Below are 24,600 nucleotides of genomic sequence, written 5' to 3' on the forward strand. Positions count from 1 at the left end.
GGGGGATGGAAAGCGGGGCATTTTGCCATAAATGCCCGAGGGCTCAAGCTCGCGGTGATAGAATTTCGGCCATGTTCCGTCGCCGATCTCTCCCGTTGCCCATCTCCCGTTCCCCACTGATTTCTCTAGCTGGCTTTGCGCTTGCCGTCTTGTTTGCCGTGTCGTCGCTGGCGTTAGCGCAAGAGCGTCCTGCGCCGCCTTTGCTGGAGCCCTCAAGCTTAGCCGATGCTTCTCTGGCACCTGTTCCGGCTCAGGACCATCAAAAGGCAGGCGAGGGGGAGGAGCAAAGTGCGACTGCGCCAGCAGCCACCACCACGAGTTTTGGCGCGCGGCAAGTCGTACTGGATCACCGTAGTGAAGAGAACAACTATCGCTATGCGGTTGCGCAACATAACTGCTATAGCAAGTTTTTCGTCAATCACTGCCTGAACAAGGCGCGCAATGCGATGCGTAGTGTTCAGGCTGACATCCGCAAAGAACAACTGGCGCTGGATGACGAGCAGCGTGTAGCGCGGGCGTATCAGCGGGATCAGCAGGCGGCCTTGACGCAGGCGCGCAACGAGGCGGAAGCGCCACAACGCGCGGCAGAAGATGCCCGCAACGCTCAGGCCTACGAAGACAAGCAGCGCCAGCATGCGCTGGATCTGGCACAGCGCAATGCAGAAATGCCGCAGCGCGCAGCCAATGAACAGGCTTATCAGGACAAGCAGCGTCAGCATTTGCTAGAGCAGGCGCAACGTGGGAACAACACGCCACAGCATGCGGCGAGCCAGGCTGCCTACGATCAAAAGCAGGCTGAGTTCCAGCGCAAACTTGACGCTGCCCGCAAGGAAGGGGCGCAAAAGGCTCAGGAGCGAATTCAGAACGAGCAGCGGTTTCAGCAAAAGCAAGCCGATGCGGCACAGCACAAGGCCGACATCGAAGCGCGCCAGAAGCAGGCTGCCGAAAAAGCCAGGCAAAAGCAGGAGCAGCAACAGAAGCAGTAGCCGTAGCCGTAGCCGCTGTCAGGTCAGTCACGCGTTCTTAGCCGGTCAGCGGCTTGTAGGCGGAGTGGCTGTCTACCTAACGTCTTGGCCACTTCGGATAGAGGAGGCGAGCATGCGCGATCATCACCACGCTATTAGTGCGGACACGTTGCGTGACCGTATTGTGCAACTGGAGTCAGAGCATAGCGGGCTCGACCGGTTGATCGACAAAATGTCAGATGTGCCTGGCGTCGAAGGTCTGGCGTTGCAGCGCCTGAAAAAGCGCAAGCTGAAAGTTAAAGACACCATTATTTTGCTGCAGTTGCAGCTCGAACCGGACCGGCACGTTTAACGCCCGTCATCTGGCAGGCGCTGGTTGCAGCCCTGCGCACCGGATTTTGCAGGAATTGCCTGGTTTTGAATTCATCGCCTGTTTCATCTGTCCCATCCCTGTCAGACGAGGCTGTCCCGGCACGTGATAAACGTGTCGCCGATGGCCTGTCGGTGCTTGTGCTTAACGCAAGGCGTGTGCAGGAGCTCGACGATATTTTCGCGGCCGATGGCCTGCTGGCACGCCAGATCGACGGCTATCGGCCACGTGCGGCGCAGATTGACATGGCGCGAGCGGTCGCGGCGGCGATGGAAGCTTCCAGCCGGGCCCTGCCTGAGCCCGCCATGTTCGATGCAGCGCGTCCGGCCCGCCGTCTGGCACCGCCGTCGAGTCTGGCGGCTGCAGCGCAGGCCGGAGAGGCGGGCGCTGAACCCGGCAATCTCGATGGCAGTGAAAACACGTTGATCGTTGAAGCAGGAACCGGCACAGGCAAAACCTATGCGTATCTGGTTCCAGCGATGCTGTGGGGCGGTAAGGTCATCGTGTCGACCGGCACCAAGCATTTGCAGGACCAGTTATTCCAGCGCGACATTCCCACTGTGCGTGATGCACTGGCAGTGCCGGTCTCTGTGGCGACCCTCAAGGGGCGGGCGAATTACCTGTGTCATTACTATTTGCAACGCACGGCGGATAACGGCCGCTTGCCATCGCGCCAGGAAAGCGCCCATCTGCAGGAAATCATCCGCTTTGCGAAGATCACCCGAACCGGTGACAAGGCTGAACTGGCGAGCGTGCCGGAAACGGCTGCGGTTTGGTCAATGGTGACCTCGACCCGTGAGAACTGTCTTGGCCAGGAGTGCACGTATTACAAGGATTGCTTTGTGATGCAGGCGCGCAAGGAGGCGCAACAAGCGGATATCGTGGTGACCAATCACCATTTGTTTTTCGCGGACATCATGCTGCGTGATACCGGAATGGCTGAATTGCTACCCACCGCGAACACCGTTATCTTCGACGAAGCGCATCAGTTGCCAGAAACCGCCACGCTGTTTTTTGGTGAAACGTTGTCTACTGCGCAGTTTCTCGAACTCGCGCGTGATTGCGTTGCGGAGGGCTTGAGTCATGCACGCGATGCCACCGACTGGGCAAAACTGGGTGGGACGCTGGAGCGGGCGGCGCGTGATGTGCGGCTGGCATTTCGTGAGGACTCGGTACGTCTTGCTCTGGCGCAGTTGCCTGGTACGCATGCGCTGTTTCCGGCGCTTGAGGTGCTGGAGCGCGAGCTCGGCGCATTGGCTACGGTACTGGCGAGCCAGGCAGAGCGTGCGGAGTCTATCGGTGCATGTTCGCGCCGGGCACGCGAGTTGCAAGATGCGCTGGCGCGCTGGACGTCACCACAGCCGCAGTTAGAAGAGGGGGCGGAACGCAGTGCGGCAGGGGACGATAAAACGGATGCGGCAGCATGCGCTGTTTCGGCGGAGAAAGTTCGCTGGATTGAAGTGTTTTCCCAGACGGTGCAATTGCACGAAACACCGCTGTCGGTAGCACCGATTTTTTCCCGACAACGTGCGGGTGTTCCACGGGCCTGGATTTTTACGTCAGCGACGTTATCCGTGCGGGGGGACTTCACGCACTATGCCGCGCAAATGGGACTGAACGTACGACGCTCAATGACCTTGCCGAGTCCGTTCGATTACGCGACGCAGGGTTTGCTGTATGTGCCGCGTAACTTGCCGCAGCCATCTTCACCGATGTTTACCGATGCTGTGTTTGAGGCCGCGTTGCCCGCTATTGAAGCCTCGGGTGGCGGTGTCTTTATGCTGTGCACGACGTTGCGTGCGGTCGACCGTATTGCGGCGAAATTGCGCGAAGTGATCGAAGCACGCGGTTGGTCCTATCCGTTGCTGGTTCAAGGTGATGCGAGCCGTACAGAGCTGCTTGAGCGCTTTCGTGGCTATCGGGACGCGATTCTGGTGGGGAGTCAAAGTTTCTGGGAGGGCGTGGATGTGCGTGGCGACGCGTTGTCGCTGGTCGTGATCGACAAGCTGCCATTTGCTCCACCCGATGATCCAGTGCTGTCTGCACGACTAGATGCATTGACTAAAAAAGGGCTTAGCCCTTTCGCGGTGCATCAATTACCGCAAGCGGTGATTACGCTGAAGCAGGGTGCTGGACGCCTGATTCGTGCCGAAACGGATCGCGGCGTACTGATGATCTGCGATACGCGGTTGGTGGACAAGCCATATGGGCGGCGTATATGGCAAAGTCTGCCGCCATTTCGGCGTACCCGGGAAATTGACATGGTGGAGGCATTTTTTGCCTCACGTGAGCCGGTGCTGCCAGACTGAAAACCTGGGGCTGGGATGCAACGCGAGCGTTAAATGACTGGCTGACGCCGTTCCAGTGCATCAGATTCCTGAAAAAAACAAAACGCCACGAATGTGAGTTCGTGGCGTTTTGTTTGCCCGTCCAAAAGACCAGACTGGTCTTTTGGCGCGGTTATCGCCGTCAGGCGATTGCTGTAGCAACAGCTTACTGGCTTGCGCCCGTAGCGGCAGCAGCAGCGTTCGATGCAGCAGCAGCAGCGTCCGAAGCAGCTGCAGTAGCTGAAGCGACAACATCGCTTGCAGCAGCAACAGCGCTCGATGCAGCGGCTGATACGTCTGAAGCAGCTGCAGTTGCTGCCGAAGCAGCTGCGGCGGCTGCGTCGCTAGCTGCAGTTGCTGCCTGATCGCTGCTTTTGTTGTTGCATGCAGCCAGTGCTACAGCTGCCAACAGAGAAGCTACGAGGAGGGATTTCTTCATGATCACGTCCTTTTATGGTTAAAGGTAAGCAACAGCGCAAAATATTACCGGTAATGTGCTCCAACACCGACCTGGGCCGCTGGTGGAGATGCACTTCAAAGCGTGAATCTTCCCTACGGCTTGGGCGGGAATTATAGGCACTTTCGTTCCGACCGTCGACAAATCCGGGGCCAATACGTTGTCTTTCCCATACAAAAATTCACAGTAAGGGGTAGATATACGAATGAGATCAGTGACAGGCACCAATCTGGATCCAGCCCGCACAATACCACTCGTACAGTAGTGCTGTCACCGACGAATCGTGCGAGAGTGTTACAAAGCGCCTTGCTTCAAGGTGTCGTGTGTCAGCGAGCAACGGCAGCCACTTTTTCAAACCGGTCAGGCGATTTTCCTCGCCGTTCAGGAAGTAAGCGCGGTTGTCGTAAAGCAAAATGGTTTTTCGGTCGAGGCGAAGGCCTGTTTTCAATGCCTGCTGGATGAAACGGGCTTCATTTAGTGGCCGCCTGGGCGGTTCAAATACCACGCTTGGCTTTGGTTCGCTAAAGTATGTGCCTAAAAATGCGGCAACATGCTGTGGCTTCCAGGTGACCTTTGCAAGCATGGCACTGACCTGTTCGATCAGGGCACCAGGCAACTGGGCCGGGTGGGTCACGGCGGGTTGCCTGGGGTCACGATACGGCGTGGCCAACTGTCCGGACATTTCACCGCGCTCAGCCATGTAATACAGAAACTGTGTTGTCAACTCGCTGGTGGATGGAGCGCGAAAGCCGATGGAGCAGGTCATGCATTCGCCTTCCGCGATGCCATCGTGAGCAATATGGGGCGGTAAATACAGCATGTCGCCGGGTTCGAGCAGCCATTCTTCGTCTGGCTCGAAATGCTGCAGGACTTTCAGTGGCAGATCCGGGCGCAATGACAGGTCGCGCTGGGCTCCGATACGCCAGCGCCGCTTGCCGTGAACCTGAAGCAAAAACACATCGTAAGAATCAAAGTGCGCGCCTACCCCACCGCCATCGGTTGCGTAGGAGATCATCAAGTCGTCCAGCCGCACGTCAGGAACAAACCGGAACCGTTCAAGCAGCGCGCGAGCGCGATCGTCGTGCAGATCCACCCCCTGCACCAGCAGGGTCCATGCACGTTGCCGGATAGAGGGTAAATCGCTGGCAGCGAACGGGCCGTGCTGCATTTGCCACTGGTTGCGAAAGTGTGTGACCAGGCGCGCTTCAACATCATTGCCCGCCAGCTCGAATAGCTCGTCCCGCGATAGTGGCGCGCGGATGTCCGAAATGGCTTGGCGTACCAGCAAAGGCTTTTTCTGCCAGTACTGATGCATGAATTGCGCGGGCGTCAGGTTGCCGAGAAGAGCGGTTGGGAGATCGGGCGATGGTGGCTGAACCGGTGTCGGAATTTGGCTCAAACCGGGGCGGAGGGGGTGTTCTAGGGGCCGCTTGGGCATCGTATAATGCGCTCTGTATTCTGGAGAATCGAATGAAAATCGCAAAGAACACCGTCGTGTCGGTTGCTTACAAGCTTTCGGATGCGCAGGGCAATCTGATTGAAGAAAGCGTCCAGCCGATGGTCTATCTGCACGGCGGCTATGATGGCACGTTCCCCAAGATCGAGGAAGAACTCGATGGCCATGAATCAGGTTTCGAAACCCAGATCCAGCTTGAACCACAAGATGCTTTCGGAGAATACGATCCGGAGCTCGTCAAGATTGAGCCACGCAGCCGCTTTCCTGAGCCACTCGAAGTTGGCATGCAGTTTGAAGGAACGCCGGAAGAGGGCGATGAAGATCTGGATTCACTGATTTACACCGTCACGGAAATCGCTGAAGACAAAGTCGTGTTAGATGGCAATCATCCGTTAGCAGGTATGGCGCTCCGTTTTTCGCTGCTGGTTCAGGAAGTCCGGGCCGCTACCGAAGACGAAATCGAGCACGAACATGCTCACGGTGTCGAAGGTCTGGAAATTCTCGACGAAGACGACGAGCCTGACGAAGCAGCTGAAAAACCAGGCCCTACATTGCATTAAAAATGAAACCCGCATGAAACCAGCGGACGTTACCCAGTCAGTACAGGCTGGGTAACGTCCGTTCTTGTTTACCCGTGCTATCCGTGTCTTGAGCGGGTTCGGGTTCTACTGGCAGCATGGCGGGTGGCTCGTGTGTGTCAGGCTCTTCAGGGGTATTCCACTCTGGTATGAACGGCGGAACTGGACGGGGCGGTAGCGGTCTAGGTCCGTCGTTTTTGCCGTCTGCTGCTGGTGATGCTGGCAGAGAAAGCAGCGGCATATGTTTTGGCACGTTGCGCACGCTCACTCTGAACGGAGGGTGCCACGTTGCATCAGCATCTATCTGAAGCCACTGATTGAGGCGGTCTTCTGGCGCAAAAGTAATGCGCGTCAAGTTCGCCACCAATACTCCCTTGTTGTTCCGCAATGGCTGGTCAATCGTAAATCCGCCTGGTATTGGTTTGCTATTCGGATGAATTAACACCACCGGGCCATGAAACACCTGCGCCAGCTTGAGCAGATTTCGTTTGAATTCCAGATAGCCATCCCGCTGCGTGTGTGCGGCAAAGCGCAACCACTTGAAGCGGTCAGGCTGTTCATAGCGTTCTAGGTTCGGATTGCCCTGAATAAACACGACGATTGCTCTGGCACCTCGTCGCTTGGCATATTCCGCTGCATGCGCAAGCCAGAATGCATTGGCGACGGTCCGGTCTTCAAATTCGCCATTGCGTCCCCCTGCATTCAGATAATGATTATTCGCACCGGGGATATTCAAGCTGATAAATACCGTATTGCCGGTCTGCCAGCGCACGTTTTCCCGGTAGGGGCGAAAGCGTGCGATTTCACTTTCACGGACGAGCGCAATGGGGTTTTGACCCATCGAGGTGGAACTGGCAAAGAGCGTCTGACGCAGAAAATCCAGCCGCTCGACGGGGTCGAAACTGTTGGCACCTGCTTTGCCGCACTCAATCCAGTCGTGCTGGCCCGGCACCAGAATCAACGGCGCTCGCGCGGCTTCCAGTAATGCGTGGCGGCGTTCATAAAGCGCGTCCTGGCATGCCTCGCGGGCGCTTTTCAAGTTGCCGCCATAGACGATGAACGACACCCCAGGATCTCGCCCTATCGCGCTGATTAACCGCTGGGTCGGTGCTTCGTCGGCAGGGTTTTGCAGTGTGTTGGCGACCACCGCGAAGCTATAGCGTGTGGTTGGTGTCTGTGCTTGAGGGCTGCTCACGAATGACAAAGACAGCGTAGCGGCAAGCGCCGCGCACAGGCGAAGCCGCCTTGGCGGCCGCGCTTGCTGGCTACTGGCCGACATTCTGCGCATTGGCCTGGTCATGCAACTCATAGAGCAGTTCAAGCGCATCTTTGGGACGCAGCTCGTTTGGATCAAGGGTGCGTAAGCGTTCAATGAGTGGATTGACCACGCTATTAGCAACCGGATCTGGCCGCGTGTCGTGTGAGTTTTCAGTGGCCTCTGTGGCCTCTATGGCTTCTATGGCGGCAAACAAATCTAGCTGTGGCGCAGGCCGTGCCGCAGATTGCTGTTCCAGGTGCGTCAGATGCTTGCGGGCCGCGCGGATGACCGCTGCCGGTACACCCGCTAGCTGCGCTACCTGCAAGCCGTAACTCTGGTTCGCTGGGCCTTCATTGACTGCGTGCAAAAACACAATGCCATGGTCGTGTTCCACCGCCGAAAGATGAACGTTCGCGGCTTGTGCGAATTCAGCGGGCAACTGCGTCAATTCGAAATAGTGTGTGGCGAAGAGCGAATGGCACTGGTTGTGATTCAGCAGATGCCGGGCGATAGCCCATGCCAGTGCAAGGCCATCGAAGGTTGACGTGCCGCGTCCGATTTCGTCCATCAAAACCAGGCTCTGTGCCGTGGCGTTGTTCAGGATTGCTGCGGCTTCGGTCATCTCCACCATGAAGGTCGAGCGCCCGCCCGCGAGGTCATCGGCCGCGCCAATGCGGGTGAAAATCCGGTCAATCGGGCCGAAGGCGGCACGCTGGGCCGGCACGTAACTGCCCACATAAGCTAGTAAAGCGATCAGCGCGGTTTGCCGCATGAAGGTCGATTTACCGCCCATGTTCGGGCCAGTTATCAGCAGTAGCTTGCGTTCGGTGTTGAGTGCGCAGTCGTTGGCGATGAACTGTTCAACCTGGGCTTCGACGACGGGATGCCGTCCTTGCTCGATATCAATCCCGGCGCTTTCTGAAAACGTGGGTGCCACCCAGTCGAGTGCGCGGGCGCGTTCGGCAAAGGTGGCAAGCAGATCCAGCTCAGCGAGTGCAGCGGCGACGTGCTGGCAATCTGCGATAAACGGCAAGAGTGCGTTTAGCAGTGCGTCATACAACGCGCGTTCGCGGGTGAGCGCACGCTCCTGGGCGGAGAGCGCTTTGTCTTCGAAGGTTTTTAGCTCTGGCGTGATGTAGCGCTCGGCGTTCTTCAGGGTCTGACGTCGCCGGTAATCATCCGGCACCTTGTCGGTCTGGCCGCGTGTGACTTCTATATAAAAACCATGAACCTTGTTGTATTCGACGCGCAGGTTGTTAATGCCGGTGCGCGCCCGTTCACGGGTTTCCAGTTCAATCAGGAACTGCCCGCAATTCTCGGACAGGTCGCGCAGGCTATCGAGCTCGGCATCGTAGCCTCGCGCGATCACGCCGCCGTCACGCACCATCGCGGCGGGCTCGGTGGCTACCGCCCGGACGAGCAGGTCAACGCACGCGGCTGGGGGCACAAGCGCCGCGTCGAGACGCGCGAGAGAAGCCGCATAAGGCGCGATGGCTTCAAGTTGCGTGCGTAATGCGGGCAACGCGTTAAATGTGTCGCGCAGGCTGGAGAGGTCGCGTGGGCGTGCGGACAGCAGCGCTAGACGGCCCGTGATGCGTTCGATATCGGCAATCTGCCGCAGCGCGCTGCGCAACGCGTTAAGGCGGGTTTCGGCTGAGGCGTCCAGTAGTGCGCCGATGGCCTGATGGCGTGCCTGGGCGATGGCGCTATTGCGTGGCGGATGATGCAGCCAGTGCCGCAGCAGACGGCTTCCCATTGTGGTGCCACAGGTGTCGAGCAGTGAGCAGAGGGTCGGAGATTCAGTGCCGCGCAGGGTTTCAGTCAGCTCGAGATTGCGGCGCGTGGCGGGGTCAAGGCCGATGTATTCGCTTTCGTTTTCGACTTTCAGGCTGCGCACGTGACGTAACTGCTGCCCCTGGGTGGCCGCCGCATATAACAGCAGGGCGCCTGCTGCCCCATAGGCGCTGGATAGCGCATGAGCGCCGAAGCCTTCAAGGCTGGCCACACCGAGCTGGTCACGCAGACGTTGATCTCCGGTAGCGTGATCGAAATGCCAGACCGGCACCCGGGTGAGTGCGCCAAAACCGGAGGGCGGGGACCAGCTGCTTGAATCCGTGCCGGTATCGGCGAGCAGAATTTCCGCTGGCCGGATACGCTCGAAAACGGCGTCGGCCTGATCGAGCGCGACTTCAGCGAGACGCAGCGCGCCACTTGCCAGATTGAGCCAGGCGAGACCGATATGGGTTATCACGCCCCGCCGGTTATGACCAGCGCACGCGGCAAGCAGGTACACGTCGCGCTTGTCGGACAACAGCGCGGCATCGGTGAGGGTGCCAGGGGTGACGACGCGCATCACTTTGCGTTCAACCGGGCCTTTTGAGGTTGCCGGGTCGCCTGTTTGTTCGCAGATCGCGGCTGATTCGCCTAGCTTGACGAGCTTGGCCAGGTATTGTTCGACGGCATGGTGTGGCACACCCGCCATCTTGATTGGGTTGCCACCAGACGCGCCGCGCTGGGTCAACGTGAGATCAAGCAGGCGCGAGGCTTTTTCAGCGTCTTCGAAAAACAGCTCGTAAAAATCGCCCATCCGGTAGAACACCAGCGTGCCGGGATGGTCCGCTTTGATGCGCAGGTATTGCTGCATCATCGGCGTGTGATTGCTAAAGGCGGCGCTTGGTACATCAGGTTTTGCGTGCGTTTCTTCCATTTGTCCTATACCCGGAAAGGTGTTCAGTCTTTTAGCAGGTTTTTGTTTAGGCCTGCTTGCAGGCTGCCGCGCATTTTTTGCCGGAAAATTATTTGGCCTGCGCTGGTGTTGCTTCGCACGTTTTAGGTAAAACCTGCGCTAACTATCATGCACGTTGACGCGCGCGCGGCCAGGTAATTACAGCTTGGTTAACACCTCGCTGTCATTACGGCTTATGGCCATCAAGACAACGAAGAGTTAGACCGATCGCTATAAGTTGCCCATCGGCGAGCGTGTATGAAGCAAATCAAAATTGGGGAGTGGCTGGCCATGTTGCCCGCCGCCACAATGGTCGTTTGGGTAAAGCTTCGTGAGGCGCGTAAAGAAGGGCAGGAGCCGATGAGCAGAAAGCGCTCGGCAGCCAATTTCCTAAACGGCGATATGGTACCGCAGCCGACGATTTACACAGTAGGAAACCTTTGCCGTGGCTGTCTGGAAGGGCACGTTGAGCGTCGCCGGAAGATGAAAGGCGCGAACGAAATTTTGCGCATGTTCGGGGGCTCGACCCGCTGCATGATCTACCCGGTTAGTGGCTGCTGATGGCTCCAGGTTCGGGTAGCAAGAGGCGAGATGGAACTGAAAGGCCAGAGTTGTTACAGAGCGCTTAGCAGCAGAAACTTTTAGAGGTGGTGGTGGTGATGCTGCTGCCGAAACCAGGTGTTGAGGACAGGCCTTCCCATGGGATACCCGTTTGCAGGACATATAGAAATCGCATTGTCGTTTCTAGTGGCTCTGGTTAGTTTAATCAACGACTTATCGCGGGTATTATCATGAACAAAATAGACAGTTTCAGCCTCGTATCAAATTCGCCAGATCAGTCTGGAAATATTCAACCGGATCGTGACAGTTCACTAGTGGTAAACGGCCAGGCAAAAACCATATCAATCGAGAAAACCGATGGAAATGAACATCGGCATATTACCGATGATGAAGCATTAAAAGTGTCGGGATTTCTTGCTCTCAAGGGATACGCTGTAACTAACGACGTCGACCAAAATCGGGCGGTAAAATTAATAAAAAAAGTGCTGGACAATAAATATCTAAGTAATGAGATTGATAAAGGATCAAGGCTGGCGAGGTGTCGTGAAGATTTTTTTGCAAAAATTTGCAAAGAATATTTAAATGAAGAGTCAATGCGAACTTTTTCCGCTCATGTTGATAGGGGTTTGATTAATTCTATTAGGGAGAAGCTCGGCCAAAAATCACATGATTTGATGAAGAAAAATATCTTATATGTTTTGGGGTGCATATATGAATATTGTGACGATATTAAGCTAAATGTGGTGGACTGCATGAATAGCAGTGTAGAAGTGAAAGATTTGAACGCGATATTTTTCTCTCCGCGACGGCCCGGCGAAAATGATAAAAGCAAACTGACTGTCGACTTTAGCTGGGCATGGAATAGCGAGAAATTTAATTTTAATGATAAAGTTGCTTATTCTACGATCTCAGTTATCAATAGCAGCGATTCAGGTAGTTGCGTAAAAGAACGTTACAATTTTTTGAACTTGGAGAAATTGCAAGAGCTCCAGTTTTCACAAAAAATAGATAAAGAAATTTTTGCGCGGCTTGAGGGGAATTCGTCGATAAAAAAAATAAGTTTAAGAATTGATGCTGCCTTTAAGTCTGAGGGCTACATTAAAGAAATGAGTGAGTCAGTATCAAAAATAAATTCTCTTGAGGAAGTGAAAATCGAGTTAACGCATGAAATTAAAGAAAAAATTGAGATTAAAAATTTTGGCGGGATGTTTAAAAATATCCGGATGCTGGAGGTCGATGAGTTTGTAGGAAAAAACGTATTTCCTGGGAACGAAAGATTGTTCGAAGATTTACTTGGTCAGATCGAAAATTCGAAAATTGAAACGCTCAGGATACAAACGAATAAGGATTTTTCGAGGGATTTAAATTTTACTTTGCTTTCTAACATAAAGGCACTAGACCTTGAGGTAAATGTTAAAAATTTTAGCGTTTTTCTGGATTTGGCGCTGAAGAATATGAATATTCAAATAATTAAATTGAATTGTTCTGGGATCGCCTACATTGCTAAAGAGAGTGGGGATATTCAGGAGAAAGTTGAAAATCTCGTAAAACTTTATTTCCAAAAAGCATTGGACGACTCCGAGCTCCGGGGAACGCTGATATTTCTTTCTAGCGCTGAGGTACTTGAGGAATTTCCTGATCTGAAATCATATAAATATATGCTTTCGTCAACAAAAAATGCAGTGATGACGCGTCCGGATGGTTCCCGGCTGGTTATAGCGGAAGGCACGATAAGGTAAAACCACGCATGCAAAACATATTCTATGCAGACGAAGGCCGTTACTGGCCCAAAGCGATGCTTTCAAACGCTTCATTCAGCCCGATTTGAAGAAATTCCCATTTCTTGTGTTTCTACGCAGAGCCCTTGACGGCGTTGAAAATTACAAGGGTTAACCCTGAAGATAAATCTGTCTACAAAATAACGCCATACACTTCGGGCTATTTTCCGTTCCCATTCTGAAAGGCTGGATCACAGCCTTCGTCGCCCGTAAAGCGCCAGCAATGCGGGCTTTTTCTTGGCCGCAACATTGACTGCCGGACGTACCCGGTGGGGTAAGGTCAGAAACGCTGGCACTGCCCGAGGCTGCGAGGAAAATAGCGGCACTGCAAACCTATGTGTGGGGCGCGCAGCGAGTGTTCGAGGTGAAATAAGTCGTGTTTAATGAGCTCTATTCAGGATGAGAGGTTGGTTTTGGTAACGCTTTAAACGTTGGAACAAATTTTGCCAGGGTGTTACTTAGTTTCAGTAATTGCCCTCACAGGAGGCTCCAAAGTTAAAAAGCCATGCTTTGTAGAAAACAAAGTTCGAATTTGCAACGGACGATATTTTGAGGCTCTGAATAAAATATGAAAATCAATTCACAGATCACAGAGATTCAACCGCTGTTAGGTGCGGATATCCATGATAATGAGGGAAATTTAGCTTCAGAGAAGGCCTTTATCGCCAATCCTGGAAGTAAAAGAAATAAAGATTGCAGCTGTTTTTTCATGATTAAATCATTATTTTGTAGAGAAAAAGTAATAGCTGAATCACCTCTTGTCTTAAGCGTGCCTCGCAGCTTTAGCAGAAGTGTATGGCCTTTTTCAAAAATAGCAAGGGCAACTATAAAAGCAAGCGATTCGCCAGGATTGACGGATATGCCAATTGAAATTATTGAGAAAATCATAGGTTTAGACTCAGCTTGTGCCGCAAAATTATTGCATGTGTCTAAAAATTTCAGGGCATGTGCGATAGCAAAAATAACGAACCAGATAAAGATAGATCCAAACTGGGGGCTTGCCGAAGAGCTGATAAAAAAAGCAAACGCACTGGATTTTTCTGATGCTAATATCCCGGGAGTGAGGGATGTGATTCGTAATGAGATGGTGGGATTAATTTCGGAATCTATAAGCGAGCGCAATTTATCTACCTGCATCAAATTATGCATAACGCAATCGCAATTCAACGATGTTGAAAAAAATCCTGGTGGCACAAGGGCTTTTGAAGACTGTTTTAAGTGTGCGGTTGCTCAATATTTGTTTGCCGCAAATTCAATTTGTAGCTATCAGATCGATCTTTCCCAAAAAAATTCCTCCGGGTATCACGTAAAAAACCTGGTGTTTTATTTAAAAAATGGGGAAGACGATCCTGCGGCTCTCGTTAGTCTCGATCTCGAGGGATCCACCATTTATGAGGAGCACTTTATTCTGTTGCTTGAGATATTGGGTCACTACAAAAATTTAAAACTATTAAATATACAAAATATTTCTATATTTAATTTTAAATTGTGGGAATTAATTTTTAGCGTGACTGGAAGTACTCCGCTTGACAAAAAAGAGAGTGATTATTTATTGCGTGTCTCCGAGGCAATTTTTGTTTTGCAAGAAGCGCTACCGGAGCTAGTCATTTTGCAAAACCAGGTTGAACTTGCCGAAAAACCAATCCCTTGCTGAACGACAAGGTGTTCAGCCGAGACGTCATGGCGCATTTTTGAAGGGCGGGCTAAGGCTGTTGGACTCACGGCAGCTCCATTTGGCAAGTGTTGCTGCCAGATTCACCAGTGGGTCGCTTCGGACCGGTGGCGTAAATAGTCACGCCTCACTCGAGCAGAGCGGCTTTGATGCTTCCCTGACTGCAATGCTTTGCGTTCGGATGACCGATTGCCGGGACCATCTGTTTGCTGCTGCAACTTACGGTGCACGCCTGAATTCCGGCCGCGATCTGGCTGGTGTGTATGCGTTGAGCCACTACCAAACCGACAGGAAGATCGAGTGCGCGCTTGAGTCGCAGCGGATCTAACGGAAAAAGAAATGATGGCGCAAGCAATGTTCGGGGTTGAAATATTGTCTGAGGATTTTCGTCTGCTCATGGAGGCATGGGCAATGCGCCATTTAGGCGACCGTGTAGTAGCAACGGGGTCGATTACCACACACCAGGCCACCATCGGCCAATGCCCGGCACGCGGTGCGCTGGCCGGAATTAGCGGTAATTGAACCCCCACTTGAGATATAGCGAACGTTGACCATGTTGATTGTTTTCGCTGGGTTACCGGGCACCGGCAAGACAACGGTAGCGCAGGCACTTGCGCGCAAGCTAGCCGCTGTTTATCTGCGCATTGATACGCTGGAACAGGCGTTGATCTCTTTGGGGAGCCGCGGAGCGGAGATGGGGCCGGCGGGTTATCGGGCGGCCTATGCGGTTGCGCAAGATAATTTGCGCCTTGGGTTGAGTGTCGTTGCGGATGCGGTTAATTCGTTGCGCGTGACGCGTGAGGCCTGGCGGCGTGTGGCGCGCGAAGCCGGTGTGCCGATCGTCGAGATTGAGCTGGTTTGCCTGGATGCAGCGATGCATCGTCTGAGGGTCGAAGGGCGACGGGCAGATATCGCTGACCACGCGTTGCCAACATGGCAGAACGTGCTTGAGCGTGAGCGTGAATTTGACGCATGGGAATCGGAGCGCCTGGTGCTCGACACCGCTGTCATTCCGGTTGAGCAGGCCGTAGAAAAAATCATTCATCACATGTCGCTGTCTGGTCCGGGACGCAGCGGTTGTTAACTGCTGACTTAACGTGTTTCGGATGAAACAAGACATCGCGCCAATCCCGCCAGTTCGCCGTCCAGCACTGTCGCATCACTATCACCTGTGGTGGTCTGACCTCACCTCAGACGACCCAGACGATTCATGGAGGGCAAGGTGCTGCTGCCGCAGTAATTTGCCGCGTCGCCTTGTTGGTCGAACTGTCATCCTCCGTGTCCGGCCACCGCGTGAAAGTGCAGCCGTACAGGGGGGCCGCTACCGTCGTAGCGGTTACCACGTCGTCGCCTGCGGGCTTGATGCCAGTGCGCTCCCACTTGACCATTGCGTCGAAAGCTTCAACCTGCTCGGCCACCGAGAAGTCGCAATGCGTGATGCCGCGGATCGCGCGCTGTACTAGCCATGCACCGTTGCCCTTGGCCGTCACGCGCTTCTGATAGATCTGTTCCATGCTGAATGGCGCGTACAGGTCCCCCAACGTATGCAGCGTGAGCACCGGGACCCTGAACTCGCCGTTGTTCCGCGGAATCCAGCGCAGGCCGTCGGTGCGTAGGCGGTTGGCATCGGGCATGGCGCTGAGTTTGAGCACGGCCGCGTTGAGTGCTGATGAGGCCGCTGCAGCGCTGTCGATGACATAAATGAAGCGGCGGGTGTCAAACGTGCTCTGGTTGAGGATGCCGGCAACGGTGCCGTCGCCGCCAAACATGCCCCATGGTCCCGTGAAGGATGCGCCAGCCGTGAAGCCGAGGTTGAACATTGGCCGGTCGCCGCCCGTCAAGTTTTTGATGACCTCAGCGAACTGCTGCCCCAGCGGTGTGATGGTGGTGGGGAAGGTGCTGTACAGCGCGGTCTTGACTTGCCCCGCGATGTTCGTCCACTGCTGCACCGGGTTGTCCGGCAGCCCGGCGAGCGCCTGTGCCGTAACCTGCGCGCCCGCGATGTAGTCGAGCCACTCGGTGTCGCCGAGCATGCCGCACATTGGCACTGCGCCGTTGTACCTGACTTTGTGGTTGGCGGTGGCGAAGGTCTCGTCCTCGACCGCTGCCGCCGCGATGTGGCCGCCCATCGAATGACCGGTGATGTAGATCTTGCCGGGTGCCGTCAGTGTGCGTCCGCGTGCCTTGGCGATATCGGTGAAGGCCAGCGCCAGCGCGTTAGTGTCTTCTATGCCCGCGCGCACGTCGTAGAAGTTCTTGCTGTAGCTCGATGCGGCCCAGGCGTAGCCACTCTGGATCAGGTAGCGCCGGATCGACGGTGTGGTGACCACGAGCCGGTTGTTTTCGCCCGCGTAGCCGTGCGCATACATCACAAGCATGCCGTTCCAGTTCTGGGGGACTTCGATCTGGTAGGCAGCGCGGCCGAGCATGCCGGCCCAGCGATCCGTGGTGGCGTTGTCAACCGTATCGCCGCTGCCCGCGGCCAGCGCGGCGAAGGTGGTGGCATTCGGGTCAGCGGGCACGAAGTCGTTACGGCTGTCTTGCAACCGGGTTTCTTCGGGCTTGGGTGGCAGTATCGGTGGCGAGACTGGCGGTAATACCGGTGGCGCAACAGGTGGCGAGGTGGGGGGGGAGATTGGCGGTGCCGGGGTGAGAGCTGGCGGCAATGCCGGAGCGTCGTTGTCAGGCTCGTTGCCGCCGCAGGAGGCGGCAGCCAGGCTGGCAGCCAGGATGATGAGCTTGAGGCGCGTTGATGAATACATCGAAGTCTCCGATTTATTCTTGCCGATTGTTGCTGTCCATCGCTTCTGAAACTGGCCAGAACGGGCTCGCTGTCGGCACTGGTGAAGAACGCTTTGCTGCCTATGGCCTAAGTAACCGCTCAGCAGAAAAGATTCCCAGTCAGCCGGATTATTTTGAAAAATTTGATGACGCCGGATTCTGCTTTGGCGGCGCTGGAGTTTCAGGCTGAGGGTGGAGCCGGAGCGTATTTCTGTATCCAGGCTGTTTGAAGTGTTTCGCCTCGCCGGTTCTTCAGGATATTTTTTGTCACGCTGGAACTGCTGGGGTTGGTGTGTTACTTAAACGGAGTTAAGGATTTTTTAAATTTCATACTGAATGCAACGCTGAATGCCGCACCCGTTAAATATTTAAAAATTGAATTAAATTATGAAAGTTGATCGTTTTATTAAAATTGATATGCCGGCGAAGATTGTTGATGCTGGCAGTCAACTGGCTACCAGGCAACCAGAAAAATTTGAGAGGCGAGGCCCGTTGGGGCTTGTTAAACAGATCGCAGCTAGCGGGTATGTTCGGTCTGCGGTACTCGTTACGTTCGAGTGCTCGGTATTTATGTTTGCCAAGAATATATGCGAACGTGAAAGAAGTGATTGTGTAACTGATGATTGTCGAGACCATGGTAACGATATAATTCAGCAATATGTGCTAATTCTTCTGGTTTTTGTAATTGCTACTGTGAATTTAGTGGGTAAAAATAAGGAGTGTGAGAAAGAAAATAAAGATGAATTATTAATTCATCAGGATTTTTATTCTTTGTACGCGAAATACTCTAAAAAAGAGGCGCTTGCTAAAAATGCAGCGAATCCCGTTCCAGCTGCATTTAAGAAAAATAATACTTTGTCTCGTCGAGCATACGAGACAAAGCGTTTAGGGTCGGGAAAATTGCGGTAACCTGGGTTAAGACTTTTACGCTGGCGAATATGGCGTGCTGGTAGAGCCAGATGCATCGGGCGCATGAGCCTAACGTCACTAGCGAACCATGTGCATCTTGCACGATGGCTATATCCGCTAAATACGGCCGAAATACGACATCAGGCAGCGCCGCCCGGCAGAGTCCAGACAAAAAAAGCGGCCGAAGCCGCTTTTTCTTCCCCCGTTATTTGCCTGCCTGCTTGTTTGTTTTTACTTACGCGCTTTGTTGTTTCAGGCGGCTGTAGCGTGAGACGACGGGCACCATCTGCGCGTACAGCTTTGGGTTACCCGCGAGTATCTCGCCGAGATGCAGGAAGTCAGAGTCGCCGGTGTAATTACCTACCAGGCCACCCGCTTCAGTAATCAGCAAACTGCCAGCGGCCATGTCCCAGGCGTGGATGCCTTGTTCGAAGAAGCCGTCCAGACGTCCGGCGGCGACGTTCGCCAGATCGAGGGCTGCCGCGCCCGGACGGCGCAGGCCAGCGCAGGCCTGGGTCATGTCGGCAAAAAGCCGGGTGTAGGGCTCAAGGCCGTCTTTGTCGCGGAACGGAAAGCCAGTGGCGATCAGGCCATCGGCCAGACGATCGCGGCGGCCAACGCGGATGCGGCGGTCGTTCAGGAACGCACCACGGCCGCGTGAAGCGGTGAACAGATCATTACGGGTGGGGTCATACACCACGGCTTGCGTCACGATGCCCTTGTGAGCCAGCGCGATTGAAACGCAGTAATACGGAAAGCCGTGGATGAAGTTGGTGGTGCCGTCGAGCGGGTCGATGATCCACTGAAATTCAGACTCGTTGTCTGAGGGGCCGGATTCTTCGGCGAGAAACGCGTGATCGGGATAGGCGGTTTTGAGCGTGTCGATGATCGCTGCTTCAGATGCCTTGTCGACTTCAGTGACGAAATCGTTGTGCTGCTTTTTGCTGACCTGGATCAGGTCGAGATCAAGCGAGGCGCGATTGATGATCTGTGCGGCACGGCGGGCGGCCTTGACCGCGATGTTGAGCATGGGATGCATGACTGGATCCTTATGCCAGCGCCTGGAGGATGTCACAGGGCGACTGGCCGGTTGAAGTGTGCCGGAAACAACGTGGAGCGCGGTCAAAGGCGCTTTCCATCGACAAGACAAATTGGGTAAGAGCGAGGCGTCTGTCTCAAAACAGCGCGAGTGGGCGCGATTTTACCCGACTCCTGGCCAATCGGGCAGCATGCGCATAAAGCTGACGGCGCGCGGCCTGGTTGGCGCTACCATTGCGCCTTGCCAACTTGCCTGCCCCGTGCCGTGACTCTTTCCCGTTCATCGTTGTCTTCTGAGATTTCCCCCGCGCTGTCACCCACGCTGTTGTCTGCTGGGTCCGTGGCTGATGCGGCGGCTCTCTTTTCTGCCACCCGTTTTATTCTCGTTGAGCCGAGTCATCCCGGTAACGTTGGGGCGGCTGCACGCGCCCTGAAAACCATGGGTTTTACGCGCCTGGTGCTGGTAGCGCCACGTTTGCCGGAGGTGCTGAGCGATCCGGAGGCTATTGCGATGGCGTCTGGGGCGGACGATGTGCTGGCGGCGGCAACGCTGGTTCCGACGCTTGCCGCTGCGCTGGCGGGGGCGCACTGGTCAATCGCACTGACTGCGCGCGCTCGTGAGTACGGGCCGCCGCAGCTTACGCCGAGAGTGGCCGCCGGTGAGGCGCGAACGCACGCGCTGCAGGGCGAGATTGCGCTGGTGTTTGGCAACGAGCGCACGGGGCTATCCAACGAAGATGTCGAGCGTTGCAGTGTGCGGGCGCATATTCCGGCCAACCCGCTTTACAGCTCGCTCAATCTGGCTCAGGCAATTCAGGTGCTGTCCTACGAGTTGCGCAGCACCTTCCTTGAGGGGCTCGCCTTGGGCGGTGAGCCGGCAACTGGAATGGATGTCGCACGTGCTGCGAGCGATGAGATCGAGCGGATGTACGCGCATCTGGAGCAGGCGCTGGTGGCGCTCGAGTTTCTTGATCCGGCGAACCCGAAGAAATTGATGTCGCGTCTGCGCCAGCTGTTTGCGCGCTCGGGTCTGGAGCGAGAAGAGGTGAATATTGTCCGGGGCATTGCCAAGCATATTTTGCTGAAGACAAAACAGCCCGGCGATAGCGCGCAGTAACGGGTGTTAGTGAGTGCTAGTGGATGCTGGCAGTTGAGTTGTTGCGCGGCGAAACCTGGATGCAGGGCACTGCTTAAGCGTGCATCCGGTTATTAAGCCATTTGATTGAGCGGATCAAGCGGATCCAAGCGGTAGCGCCTTGATGCCGCTGGCATCGATCTGTAGATAGCCACCACGTTGTTCGCCGTGATCCAGCTCCCAGTCGGGTAGTACCCAGCGCGTGCCATTGGCTTCGTGATGGCAGGCAGGGCGGTGTGTGTGGCCGTGAATGATGGTTGCGGCCTGTGATTGTCTGAACAGTGCAGCGGTTGCGTTGAGCGTGACGTCGTAGCGTGGCTGCGCAGGACGCATGCGGCCTGCGTCGCTATTGCGGCGCAAGCGCTGGGCGAGCGCCTGGCGCCATTTGAAGGGCCAGGCCAGAAACAGCATGCGCACGAGCGGCATGCGCGCGAAGCGGCGAAACCATTGATAACCCCGGTCTGCGGTGCATTGCGCGTCGCCATGCGCCAGCGCAATGCGGGTGCCAAACGCGGTGATGGTGAATGGGTCAGGCAGCCAGATTGCTCCGGCGGCTTTCATGAAGCGTTTGCCGAGCAGGAAATCACGGTTGCCATGCATGATGTACAGCGCGATGCCGCGCTCCGACAGCGTATGCATTAATGCCGCCATGCGGGCAGCGAAGGGCTCGGCGAGCATGTCGTCACCGATCCAGTATTCGAACAGGTCACCCAGAATAAAAACCGAGTCGGCCTGTTCGGCAGTCACGCGCACGAAATGCTCGAAGGCGGCGACGGTCTGGGGCAAGGCCTCGCTCAGATGCAAATCGGAAATGAAAAACAGCGGACGTGCCGGCTGGGAATGTTGACCCTCACCAGGCACGCCCGCAGCCGTGCTACGGAGCGGCGTTTCTTGCGGCATTAAAAAGAAAGCCTCCTAGCCACGAGCGTTAAGCAAGACGCGATGTTATTCAACGATGACGGCTTTTTCGACGATGACGTCTTCTAGCGGGACATCCTGGTGAAAACCTTTCGAACCGGTTTTAACCTTGCGGATTTTTTCGACCACATCGAGACCGTCGACAACCTTGCCGAATACCGCATAGCCCCAGCCTTGTGGCGTAGGCGCGGTGTGGTTGAGAAAGTCGTTGTCGCTGACGTTGATGAAGAACTGTGCGCTTGCCGAATGCGGATCATTCGTGCGTGCCATCGCAATGGAGCCCTTGACGTTTTTCAGGCCATTGTTGGCTTCATTGGTGATCTGGGCTTCGGTTGGTTTTTGCGTCATACCAGGCTCGAACCCGCCGCCCTGGATCATGAAGCCGTCAATCACACGGTGGAATACCGTGTTGTTGTAATGGCCGGATTTCACATACTTGAGGAAGTTTTCAACTGACTTCGGGGCTTTTTCTGCGTCGAGTTCAAGCTTGATGACGCCGTGATTTGTATGCAGTTCGACCATGATGGAATCCTTCGCTAAGCGGTTAGGCGGATGAAAAAAAGCGGCAGGTGCAAGGCCTGATTCAGGCCTGTTCCTGCCGGGGTACAGGTATTGCGCTGGTGCGCGTGGCTTATTTGCTGACGACGCTCGCTGACTCGATCACGATGGCTTTTTGTGGCACATCGCTCATTGGCCCGCGCGTGGTGGTCGGCATGCCTTCGATTTTTTTCACGACGTCCATGCCCGACGTGACTTTGCCGAATACCGCATAGCCGTTGCCATCAGGCTTGGGATAGTCGAGCCCAGCGTTATCGACCGTATTGATGAAGAACTGGGCCGAAGCCGAATTGGGATCGCTGGTGCGGGCCATGGCGAGCGTGCCGCTCATGTTTTTCAGGCCGTTGCGGCTTTCAAGCGGGATCGGCGCGCGGGTTGGTTTTTCGACAAAGCCGGTGGTGTAACCGCCGCCCTGAATCATGAAGCCCGGAATGACACGATGGAAAATCGTGCCGCTGTATTGGCCCGACTTGACGTAGGTGAGGAAGTTTTCGACAGTTTTAGGCGCTTTTTCCGGATAGAGTTCCACACGGAAATCGCCTGCTGAAGTCTTGAACAGAACGGACGGATGGGCCGCCTGCGGGGCGGACTGGGCGAAGGCCGGAGCCTGTGCAATCAGGGCGGCGCTACCGAGCGCCAGCATCAACCATTTCATGAATATCCTCTACGTGAGTAAAACAGACAGGTGACGGAACGGAAAAGACTTACCTGGAAGGGGCAACGTAAGGGGGCAGTGCCAGGGAACCGGTTGGGCCACCAAACTGGGAGCTGGGGCTTTGTACCGGGACGATCATTGCGGGCGGGGCCGTTTCGTGAGCAGCGGGTTTTGCCGTTGCCCGGGTGGAGGTTTGGGGCGGGTTAATCATTTTCTGGATACTGCTCAGGCGCTGGCGGGTCGTGCTGCTTGCCTGGCCCAGGCTTTGCGCGCGTTTGTACGATTCGTTGGCCAGGCGCAGATACAGGTCGCCCAGATTTTCGTAGGCGAGCCCGTAGCCCGGGTTGACCTTGATGGCGGTTTCGAGTGCTGAACGGGCTTCGGTATAACGGCCAAGTTTGGCATCTAGTGCCGCGAGGTTGTTGTAGGGCTCAGGCAGTTCGGGATAAAGCTGGGTGAGTTCGGTGAATGCGGCGATGGCTTCATCGGTGCGGTTGAGTTGCGCCAGCACCGTGGCACGCTTGAATTTTGCCTGAGCATCGCGTGGATTGGCTGCAATGCGGGCATCGAGCTGGGTGAGCGCTTCGCTCCAGTTTTGCTGGCTGATTGAATGGTTGATTTCAGGAGTGCCGTCGCGTACCGCGGGACCTTGCGGCAGGGTTGCGCCGTTTTGTGCAGCTAGCGCGTGACTCGAAAAAGCCGTGAAAGTCAAACCGCAAAGCGCCGCGATGGCGAGGGTTTTGGCGCTGCATACACGGCCGCTGGAAGGTTTCATAGGCTTAAGTCTGGATGTTATACTTCGGCCCATTCTAACAAAAGGTCTGGGCGTTCCGTTGAGCCGCAGACTGTCTTTTCGCCATTCGTGGTCGTCTCCGTTTTGATTGCAGCCCGAACGCCGCACTTGTAGCGCGCTGCTTCGCCGCTGTAAATGCCGGTTCCTGCGTGCATATCCTTCGCAGGTGCGGCATACGAAACACCATGCACATCTCTCGCTTCACGCTTCGTTTCTGTCTCTTATGGAATCTCTGCGCATTTACAACACGCTCGCGCGTGAAAAGCAAACTTTTGTGCCGCTGGAAGAAGGCGTCGTGCGGATGTACGTCTGTGGGATGACGGTCTACGATTACTGCCATGTGGGGCACGCGCGGGTGCTGGTGGTGTTCGATATCGTGCAGCGCTGGCTGCGCCAGTTGGGCTACCGCGTGACTTACGTGCGCAACATTACCGATATCGACGACAAGATCATCCGCCGTGCCATTGAAAATGGCGAAACCATCAAAGCATTGACCGACCGTTTTATTCAGGCGTTGCATGAAGATGCGGATGCGCTGGGTATTGAGCGCCCTGATCTTGAACCACGGGCGACCGATTTCATTCCACAGATGCTGAGCCTGATTGAAAAGCTCGAAGCGCGAGGCTATGCGTATCAAGCCGCTGATGGCGATGTGAATTACGCCGTGCGCAAGTTTGCCGCGTACGGCAAGTTGTCCGGCAAGTCGCTGGAAGACCTGCGTGCTGGCGAACGTGTTGCGGCTAACGAAGCCAAACTCGACCCGCTCGATTTCGTTTTATGGAAGCAGGCAAAACCTGGTGAGCCCGACGACACCGGCTGGGATTCGAAGTATGGCCGCGGCCGGCCTGGCTGGCATATCGAATGCTCGGCAATGGGCTGCACGCTGCTGGGAAATCAGTTCGACATTCATGGCGGCGGTCAGGATTTGCAATTCCCACATCACGAGAATGAGATTGCCCAGAGTGAAGGTGCGACTGGGCAGACCTTCGTGAATTACTGGATGCATAACGGCTACGTCCAGATCGACAATGAAAAGATGTCGAAGTCACTGGGCAATTTTTTCACGATCCGCGAAGTGCTGGCCCAGTACGATGCCGAAGTCGTGCGCTTTTTCATTGTCCGGGCTCATTACCGCTCCCCGCTGAATTACAGCGATACGCATATCGACGATGCGCGCCAGGCGCTGATGCGCCTGTATACCGCGTTGAAGGACGTTACACCTGATGACGCGCCGCTTGACTGGCATGAAGCACATGCACAGCGGTTTAGCGCTGCGTTAAACGATGATTTCAATACGCCCGTGGCGATTGCGGTGCTGTTCGATTTGGCGAGCGAGATCAACCGCCATCAGGATGCCGCGCTAGCGCGGCAGTTGCGGGGCCTGGCTGGTGTGCTGGGATTGCTGCAGCGCGAGCCGCGAGCTTTTTTACAGCAGACCTCCCGGCCGGCATCCGCCATGGCACTGGATGCGCTTCAGATTGAAGCGATGATCGCGGCACGGGTCGCCGCAAAACAAGCGAAGAACTATGCTGAAGCTGACCGGATTCGGGCGCAATTGCTCGAAGCCGGGATTGCACTCGAAGATAAACCCGGTGGATCGACTGAATGGCGGTGCGTGTGAGCACGTCCGGTATTTTCCTTTAATCGATTCGCCAGGCAGGAGGCA

At 55.3% G+C, this 24,600-nt stretch carries 24 protein-coding genes; 14 read left to right on the forward strand and 10 right to left on the reverse strand.

Features of this window, described 5'->3' with window-relative positions:
• Window positions 1–71 precede the first annotated feature (71 nt).
• The 3 genes from GH656_RS06110 to yoaA all read left to right on the forward strand — a co-directional run bounded on the left by GH656_RS06110 (window position 72) and on the right by yoaA (window position 3,644).
• A complete protein-coding gene (locus GH656_RS06110; protein WP_153075052.1) occupies window positions 72–986 on the forward strand; it encodes a hypothetical protein in 915 nt (304 codons plus the stop codon).
• Between the two features lie 112 nt (window positions 987–1,098).
• The gene (locus tag GH656_RS06115) at window positions 1,099–1,317 is read left to right on the forward strand and encodes a DUF465 domain-containing protein (RefSeq protein WP_153075053.1); all 219 of its coding nucleotides are present in this window, start codon (window positions 1,099–1,101) and stop codon (window positions 1,315–1,317) included.
• A gap of 65 nt (window positions 1,318–1,382) precedes the next feature.
• Complete coding sequence (gene yoaA, locus GH656_RS06120; RefSeq protein WP_246184215.1) at window positions 1,383–3,644, forward strand: DNA repair helicase YoaA; 2,262 nt, start codon at window positions 1,383–1,385, stop codon at window positions 3,642–3,644.
• A gap of 184 nt (window positions 3,645–3,828) precedes the next feature.
• Here the strand turns inward: yoaA and GH656_RS18270 are convergent, their stop codons facing one another.
• Entirely contained in the window at window positions 3,829–4,101 is a 273-nt protein-coding gene (locus GH656_RS18270) for a hypothetical protein (RefSeq protein WP_425495852.1), read from the reverse strand.
• Window positions 4,102–4,330: 229 nt separating this feature from the next.
• Entirely contained in the window at window positions 4,331–5,557 is a 1,227-nt protein-coding gene (locus GH656_RS06130) for a cupin domain-containing protein (RefSeq protein ID WP_153075056.1), read from the reverse strand.
• Window positions 5,558–5,589: 32 nt separating this feature from the next.
• Between GH656_RS06130 and GH656_RS06135 the strand changes: the two genes are divergently transcribed.
• On the forward strand, window positions 5,590–6,135 hold the full coding sequence (locus GH656_RS06135; RefSeq protein ID WP_153075057.1) for an FKBP-type peptidyl-prolyl cis-trans isomerase: 546 nt from the start codon (window positions 5,590–5,592) through the stop codon (window positions 6,133–6,135).
• 37 nt (window positions 6,136–6,172) lie between these two features.
• On the opposite strand, the gene GH656_RS06140 is transcribed toward GH656_RS06135, so the two are convergent.
• Together GH656_RS06140 and mutS are read right to left on the reverse strand one after the other, a co-directional pair.
• Entirely contained in the window at window positions 6,173–7,441 is a 1,269-nt protein-coding gene (locus GH656_RS06140; protein WP_246184216.1) for a hypothetical protein, read from the reverse strand.
• Entirely contained in the window at window positions 7,419–10,118 is a 2,700-nt protein-coding gene (mutS, locus tag GH656_RS06145) for a DNA mismatch repair protein MutS (protein WP_153075059.1), read from the reverse strand. Before mutS ends, GH656_RS06140 begins: the two co-directional genes overlap by 23 nt.
• Window positions 10,119–10,394: 276 nt before the next feature.
• Between mutS and GH656_RS06150 the strand changes: the two genes are divergently transcribed.
• The 6 genes from GH656_RS06150 (at window position 10,395) to GH656_RS06175 (ending at window position 15,231) form a co-directional block, all read left to right on the forward strand.
• Window positions 10,395–10,697, forward strand: coding sequence for a hypothetical protein (locus GH656_RS06150; RefSeq protein WP_153075060.1), 303 nt, complete (start codon window positions 10,395–10,397; stop codon window positions 10,695–10,697).
• 230 nt (window positions 10,698–10,927) lie between these two features.
• On the forward strand, window positions 10,928–12,436 hold the full coding sequence (locus GH656_RS06155; RefSeq protein WP_153075061.1) for a hypothetical protein: 1,509 nt from the start codon (window positions 10,928–10,930) through the stop codon (window positions 12,434–12,436).
• 607 nt (window positions 12,437–13,043) lie between these two features.
• Window positions 13,044–14,129, forward strand: coding sequence for a hypothetical protein (locus GH656_RS06160; RefSeq protein ID WP_153075062.1), 1,086 nt, complete (start codon window positions 13,044–13,046; stop codon window positions 14,127–14,129).
• Window positions 14,130–14,328: 199 nt separating this feature from the next.
• Window positions 14,329–14,475, forward strand: coding sequence for a hypothetical protein (locus GH656_RS06165; RefSeq protein ID WP_153075063.1), 147 nt, complete (start codon window positions 14,329–14,331; stop codon window positions 14,473–14,475).
• Window positions 14,476–14,486: 11 nt separating this feature from the next.
• Window positions 14,487–14,669, forward strand: coding sequence for a hypothetical protein (locus tag GH656_RS06170; protein WP_153075064.1), 183 nt, complete (start codon window positions 14,487–14,489; stop codon window positions 14,667–14,669).
• 31 nt (window positions 14,670–14,700) lie between these two features.
• Window positions 14,701–15,231: a P-loop nucleotide/nucleoside kinase family protein gene (locus GH656_RS06175; protein ID WP_153075065.1), complete on the forward strand. Its 531-nt coding sequence runs from the start codon at window positions 14,701–14,703 to the stop codon at window positions 15,229–15,231.
• 124 nt (window positions 15,232–15,355) lie between these two features.
• On the opposite strand, the gene GH656_RS06180 is transcribed toward GH656_RS06175, so the two are convergent.
• Entirely contained in the window at window positions 15,356–16,909 is a 1,554-nt protein-coding gene (locus tag GH656_RS06180) for an alpha/beta hydrolase family protein (protein ID WP_153075066.1), read from the reverse strand.
• On the opposite strand from GH656_RS06180, the gene GH656_RS06185 reads away from it, so the two are divergent.
• On the forward strand, window positions 16,900–17,118 hold the full coding sequence (locus GH656_RS06185) for a hypothetical protein (RefSeq protein WP_153075067.1): 219 nt from the start codon (window positions 16,900–16,902) through the stop codon (window positions 17,116–17,118). The genes GH656_RS06180 and GH656_RS06185 overlap by 10 nt on opposite strands.
• A 197-nt stretch (window positions 17,119–17,315) precedes the next feature.
• The gene (locus GH656_RS06190) at window positions 17,316–17,837 is read left to right on the forward strand and encodes a hypothetical protein (RefSeq protein WP_153075068.1); all 522 of its coding nucleotides are present in this window, start codon (window positions 17,316–17,318) and stop codon (window positions 17,835–17,837) included.
• A 235-nt stretch (window positions 17,838–18,072) separates the two neighbouring features.
• On the opposite strand, the gene GH656_RS06195 is transcribed toward GH656_RS06190, so the two are convergent.
• Window positions 18,073–18,876, reverse strand: coding sequence for an inositol monophosphatase family protein (locus GH656_RS06195; RefSeq protein WP_153075069.1), 804 nt, complete (start codon window positions 18,874–18,876; stop codon window positions 18,073–18,075).
• A 309-nt stretch (window positions 18,877–19,185) separates the two neighbouring features.
• On the opposite strand from GH656_RS06195, the gene GH656_RS06200 reads away from it, so the two are divergent.
• Window positions 19,186–19,992, forward strand: coding sequence for an RNA methyltransferase (locus tag GH656_RS06200; RefSeq protein WP_153076581.1), 807 nt, complete (start codon window positions 19,186–19,188; stop codon window positions 19,990–19,992).
• Between the two features lie 114 nt (window positions 19,993–20,106).
• Here GH656_RS06200 and GH656_RS06205 read toward each other — a convergent pair whose 3' ends face one another.
• The 4 genes from GH656_RS06205 to GH656_RS06220 form a co-directional block, all read right to left on the reverse strand.
• Window positions 20,107–20,910: a UDP-2,3-diacylglucosamine diphosphatase gene (locus tag GH656_RS06205; RefSeq protein WP_153075070.1), complete on the reverse strand. Its 804-nt coding sequence runs from the start codon at window positions 20,908–20,910 to the stop codon at window positions 20,107–20,109.
• A gap of 45 nt (window positions 20,911–20,955) precedes the next feature.
• Window positions 20,956–21,450, reverse strand: coding sequence for a peptidylprolyl isomerase (locus GH656_RS06210; RefSeq protein ID WP_153075071.1), 495 nt, complete (start codon window positions 21,448–21,450; stop codon window positions 20,956–20,958).
• A gap of 109 nt (window positions 21,451–21,559) precedes the next feature.
• Entirely contained in the window at window positions 21,560–22,141 is a 582-nt protein-coding gene (locus tag GH656_RS06215; RefSeq protein ID WP_153075072.1) for a peptidylprolyl isomerase, read from the reverse strand.
• Window positions 22,142–22,190: 49 nt separating this feature from the next.
• Window positions 22,191–22,916 (reverse strand): tetratricopeptide repeat protein, encoded by a 726-nt coding sequence (locus GH656_RS06220; RefSeq protein ID WP_153075073.1) that lies wholly within the window; start codon window positions 22,914–22,916, stop codon window positions 22,191–22,193.
• Between the two features lie 241 nt (window positions 22,917–23,157).
• Between GH656_RS06220 and cysS the strand changes: the two genes are divergently transcribed.
• A complete protein-coding gene (cysS, locus tag GH656_RS06225) occupies window positions 23,158–24,555 on the forward strand; it encodes a cysteine--tRNA ligase (protein WP_153075074.1) in 1,398 nt (465 codons plus the stop codon).
• Window positions 24,556–24,600: the final 45 nt, after the last annotated feature.

The organism is Paraburkholderia bonniea (assembly GCF_009455625.1).
GTDB lineage: Bacteria > Pseudomonadota > Gammaproteobacteria > Burkholderiales > Burkholderiaceae > Paraburkholderia > Paraburkholderia bonniea.

Coding starts and splice junctions, on each gene's coding strand:
- GH656_RS06110 (WP_153075052.1), top strand. CDS start 72: ATGTTCCGTCGCCGATCTCTCCCGTTGCCCATCTCCCGTTCCCCACTG.
- GH656_RS06115 (WP_153075053.1), top strand. CDS start 1,099: ATGCGCGATCATCACCACGCTATTAGTGCGGACACGTTGCGTGACCGT.
- GH656_RS18270 (WP_425495852.1), bottom strand. CDS start 4,101: ATGAAGAAATCCCTCCTCGTAGCTTCTCTGTTGGCAGCTGTAGCACTG.
- GH656_RS06130 (WP_153075056.1), bottom strand. CDS start 5,557: ATGCCCAAGCGGCCCCTAGAACACCCCCTCCGCCCCGGTTTGAGCCAA.
- GH656_RS06135 (WP_153075057.1), top strand. CDS start 5,590: ATGAAAATCGCAAAGAACACCGTCGTGTCGGTTGCTTACAAGCTTTCG.
- GH656_RS06140 (WP_246184216.1), bottom strand. CDS start 7,441: ATGCGCAGAATGTCGGCCAGTAGCCAGCAAGCGCGGCCGCCAAGGCGG.
- mutS (WP_153075059.1), bottom strand. CDS start 10,118: ATGGAAGAAACGCACGCAAAACCTGATGTACCAAGCGCCGCCTTTAGC.
- GH656_RS06150 (WP_153075060.1), top strand. CDS start 10,395: ATGAAGCAAATCAAAATTGGGGAGTGGCTGGCCATGTTGCCCGCCGCC.
- GH656_RS06155 (WP_153075061.1), top strand. CDS start 10,928: ATGAACAAAATAGACAGTTTCAGCCTCGTATCAAATTCGCCAGATCAG.
- GH656_RS06160 (WP_153075062.1), top strand. CDS start 13,044: ATGAAAATCAATTCACAGATCACAGAGATTCAACCGCTGTTAGGTGCG.
- GH656_RS06165 (WP_153075063.1), top strand. CDS start 14,329: ATGACCGATTGCCGGGACCATCTGTTTGCTGCTGCAACTTACGGTGCA.
- GH656_RS06170 (WP_153075064.1), top strand. CDS start 14,487: ATGATGGCGCAAGCAATGTTCGGGGTTGAAATATTGTCTGAGGATTTT.
- GH656_RS06175 (WP_153075065.1), top strand. CDS start 14,701: ATGTTGATTGTTTTCGCTGGGTTACCGGGCACCGGCAAGACAACGGTA.
- GH656_RS06185 (WP_153075067.1), top strand. CDS start 16,900: ATGAATACATCGAAGTCTCCGATTTATTCTTGCCGATTGTTGCTGTCC.
- GH656_RS06180 (WP_153075066.1), bottom strand. CDS start 16,909: ATGTATTCATCAACGCGCCTCAAGCTCATCATCCTGGCTGCCAGCCTG.
- GH656_RS06190 (WP_153075068.1), top strand. CDS start 17,316: ATGAAAGTTGATCGTTTTATTAAAATTGATATGCCGGCGAAGATTGTT.
- GH656_RS06195 (WP_153075069.1), bottom strand. CDS start 18,876: ATGCATCCCATGCTCAACATCGCGGTCAAGGCCGCCCGCCGTGCCGCA.
- GH656_RS06205 (WP_153075070.1), bottom strand. CDS start 20,910: ATGCCGCAAGAAACGCCGCTCCGTAGCACGGCTGCGGGCGTGCCTGGT.
- GH656_RS06210 (WP_153075071.1), bottom strand. CDS start 21,450: ATGGTCGAACTGCATACAAATCACGGCGTCATCAAGCTTGAACTCGAC.
- GH656_RS06215 (WP_153075072.1), bottom strand. CDS start 22,141: ATGAAATGGTTGATGCTGGCGCTCGGTAGCGCCGCCCTGATTGCACAG.
- GH656_RS06220 (WP_153075073.1), bottom strand. CDS start 22,916: ATGAAACCTTCCAGCGGCCGTGTATGCAGCGCCAAAACCCTCGCCATC.
- cysS (WP_153075074.1), top strand. CDS start 23,158: ATGGAATCTCTGCGCATTTACAACACGCTCGCGCGTGAAAAGCAAACT.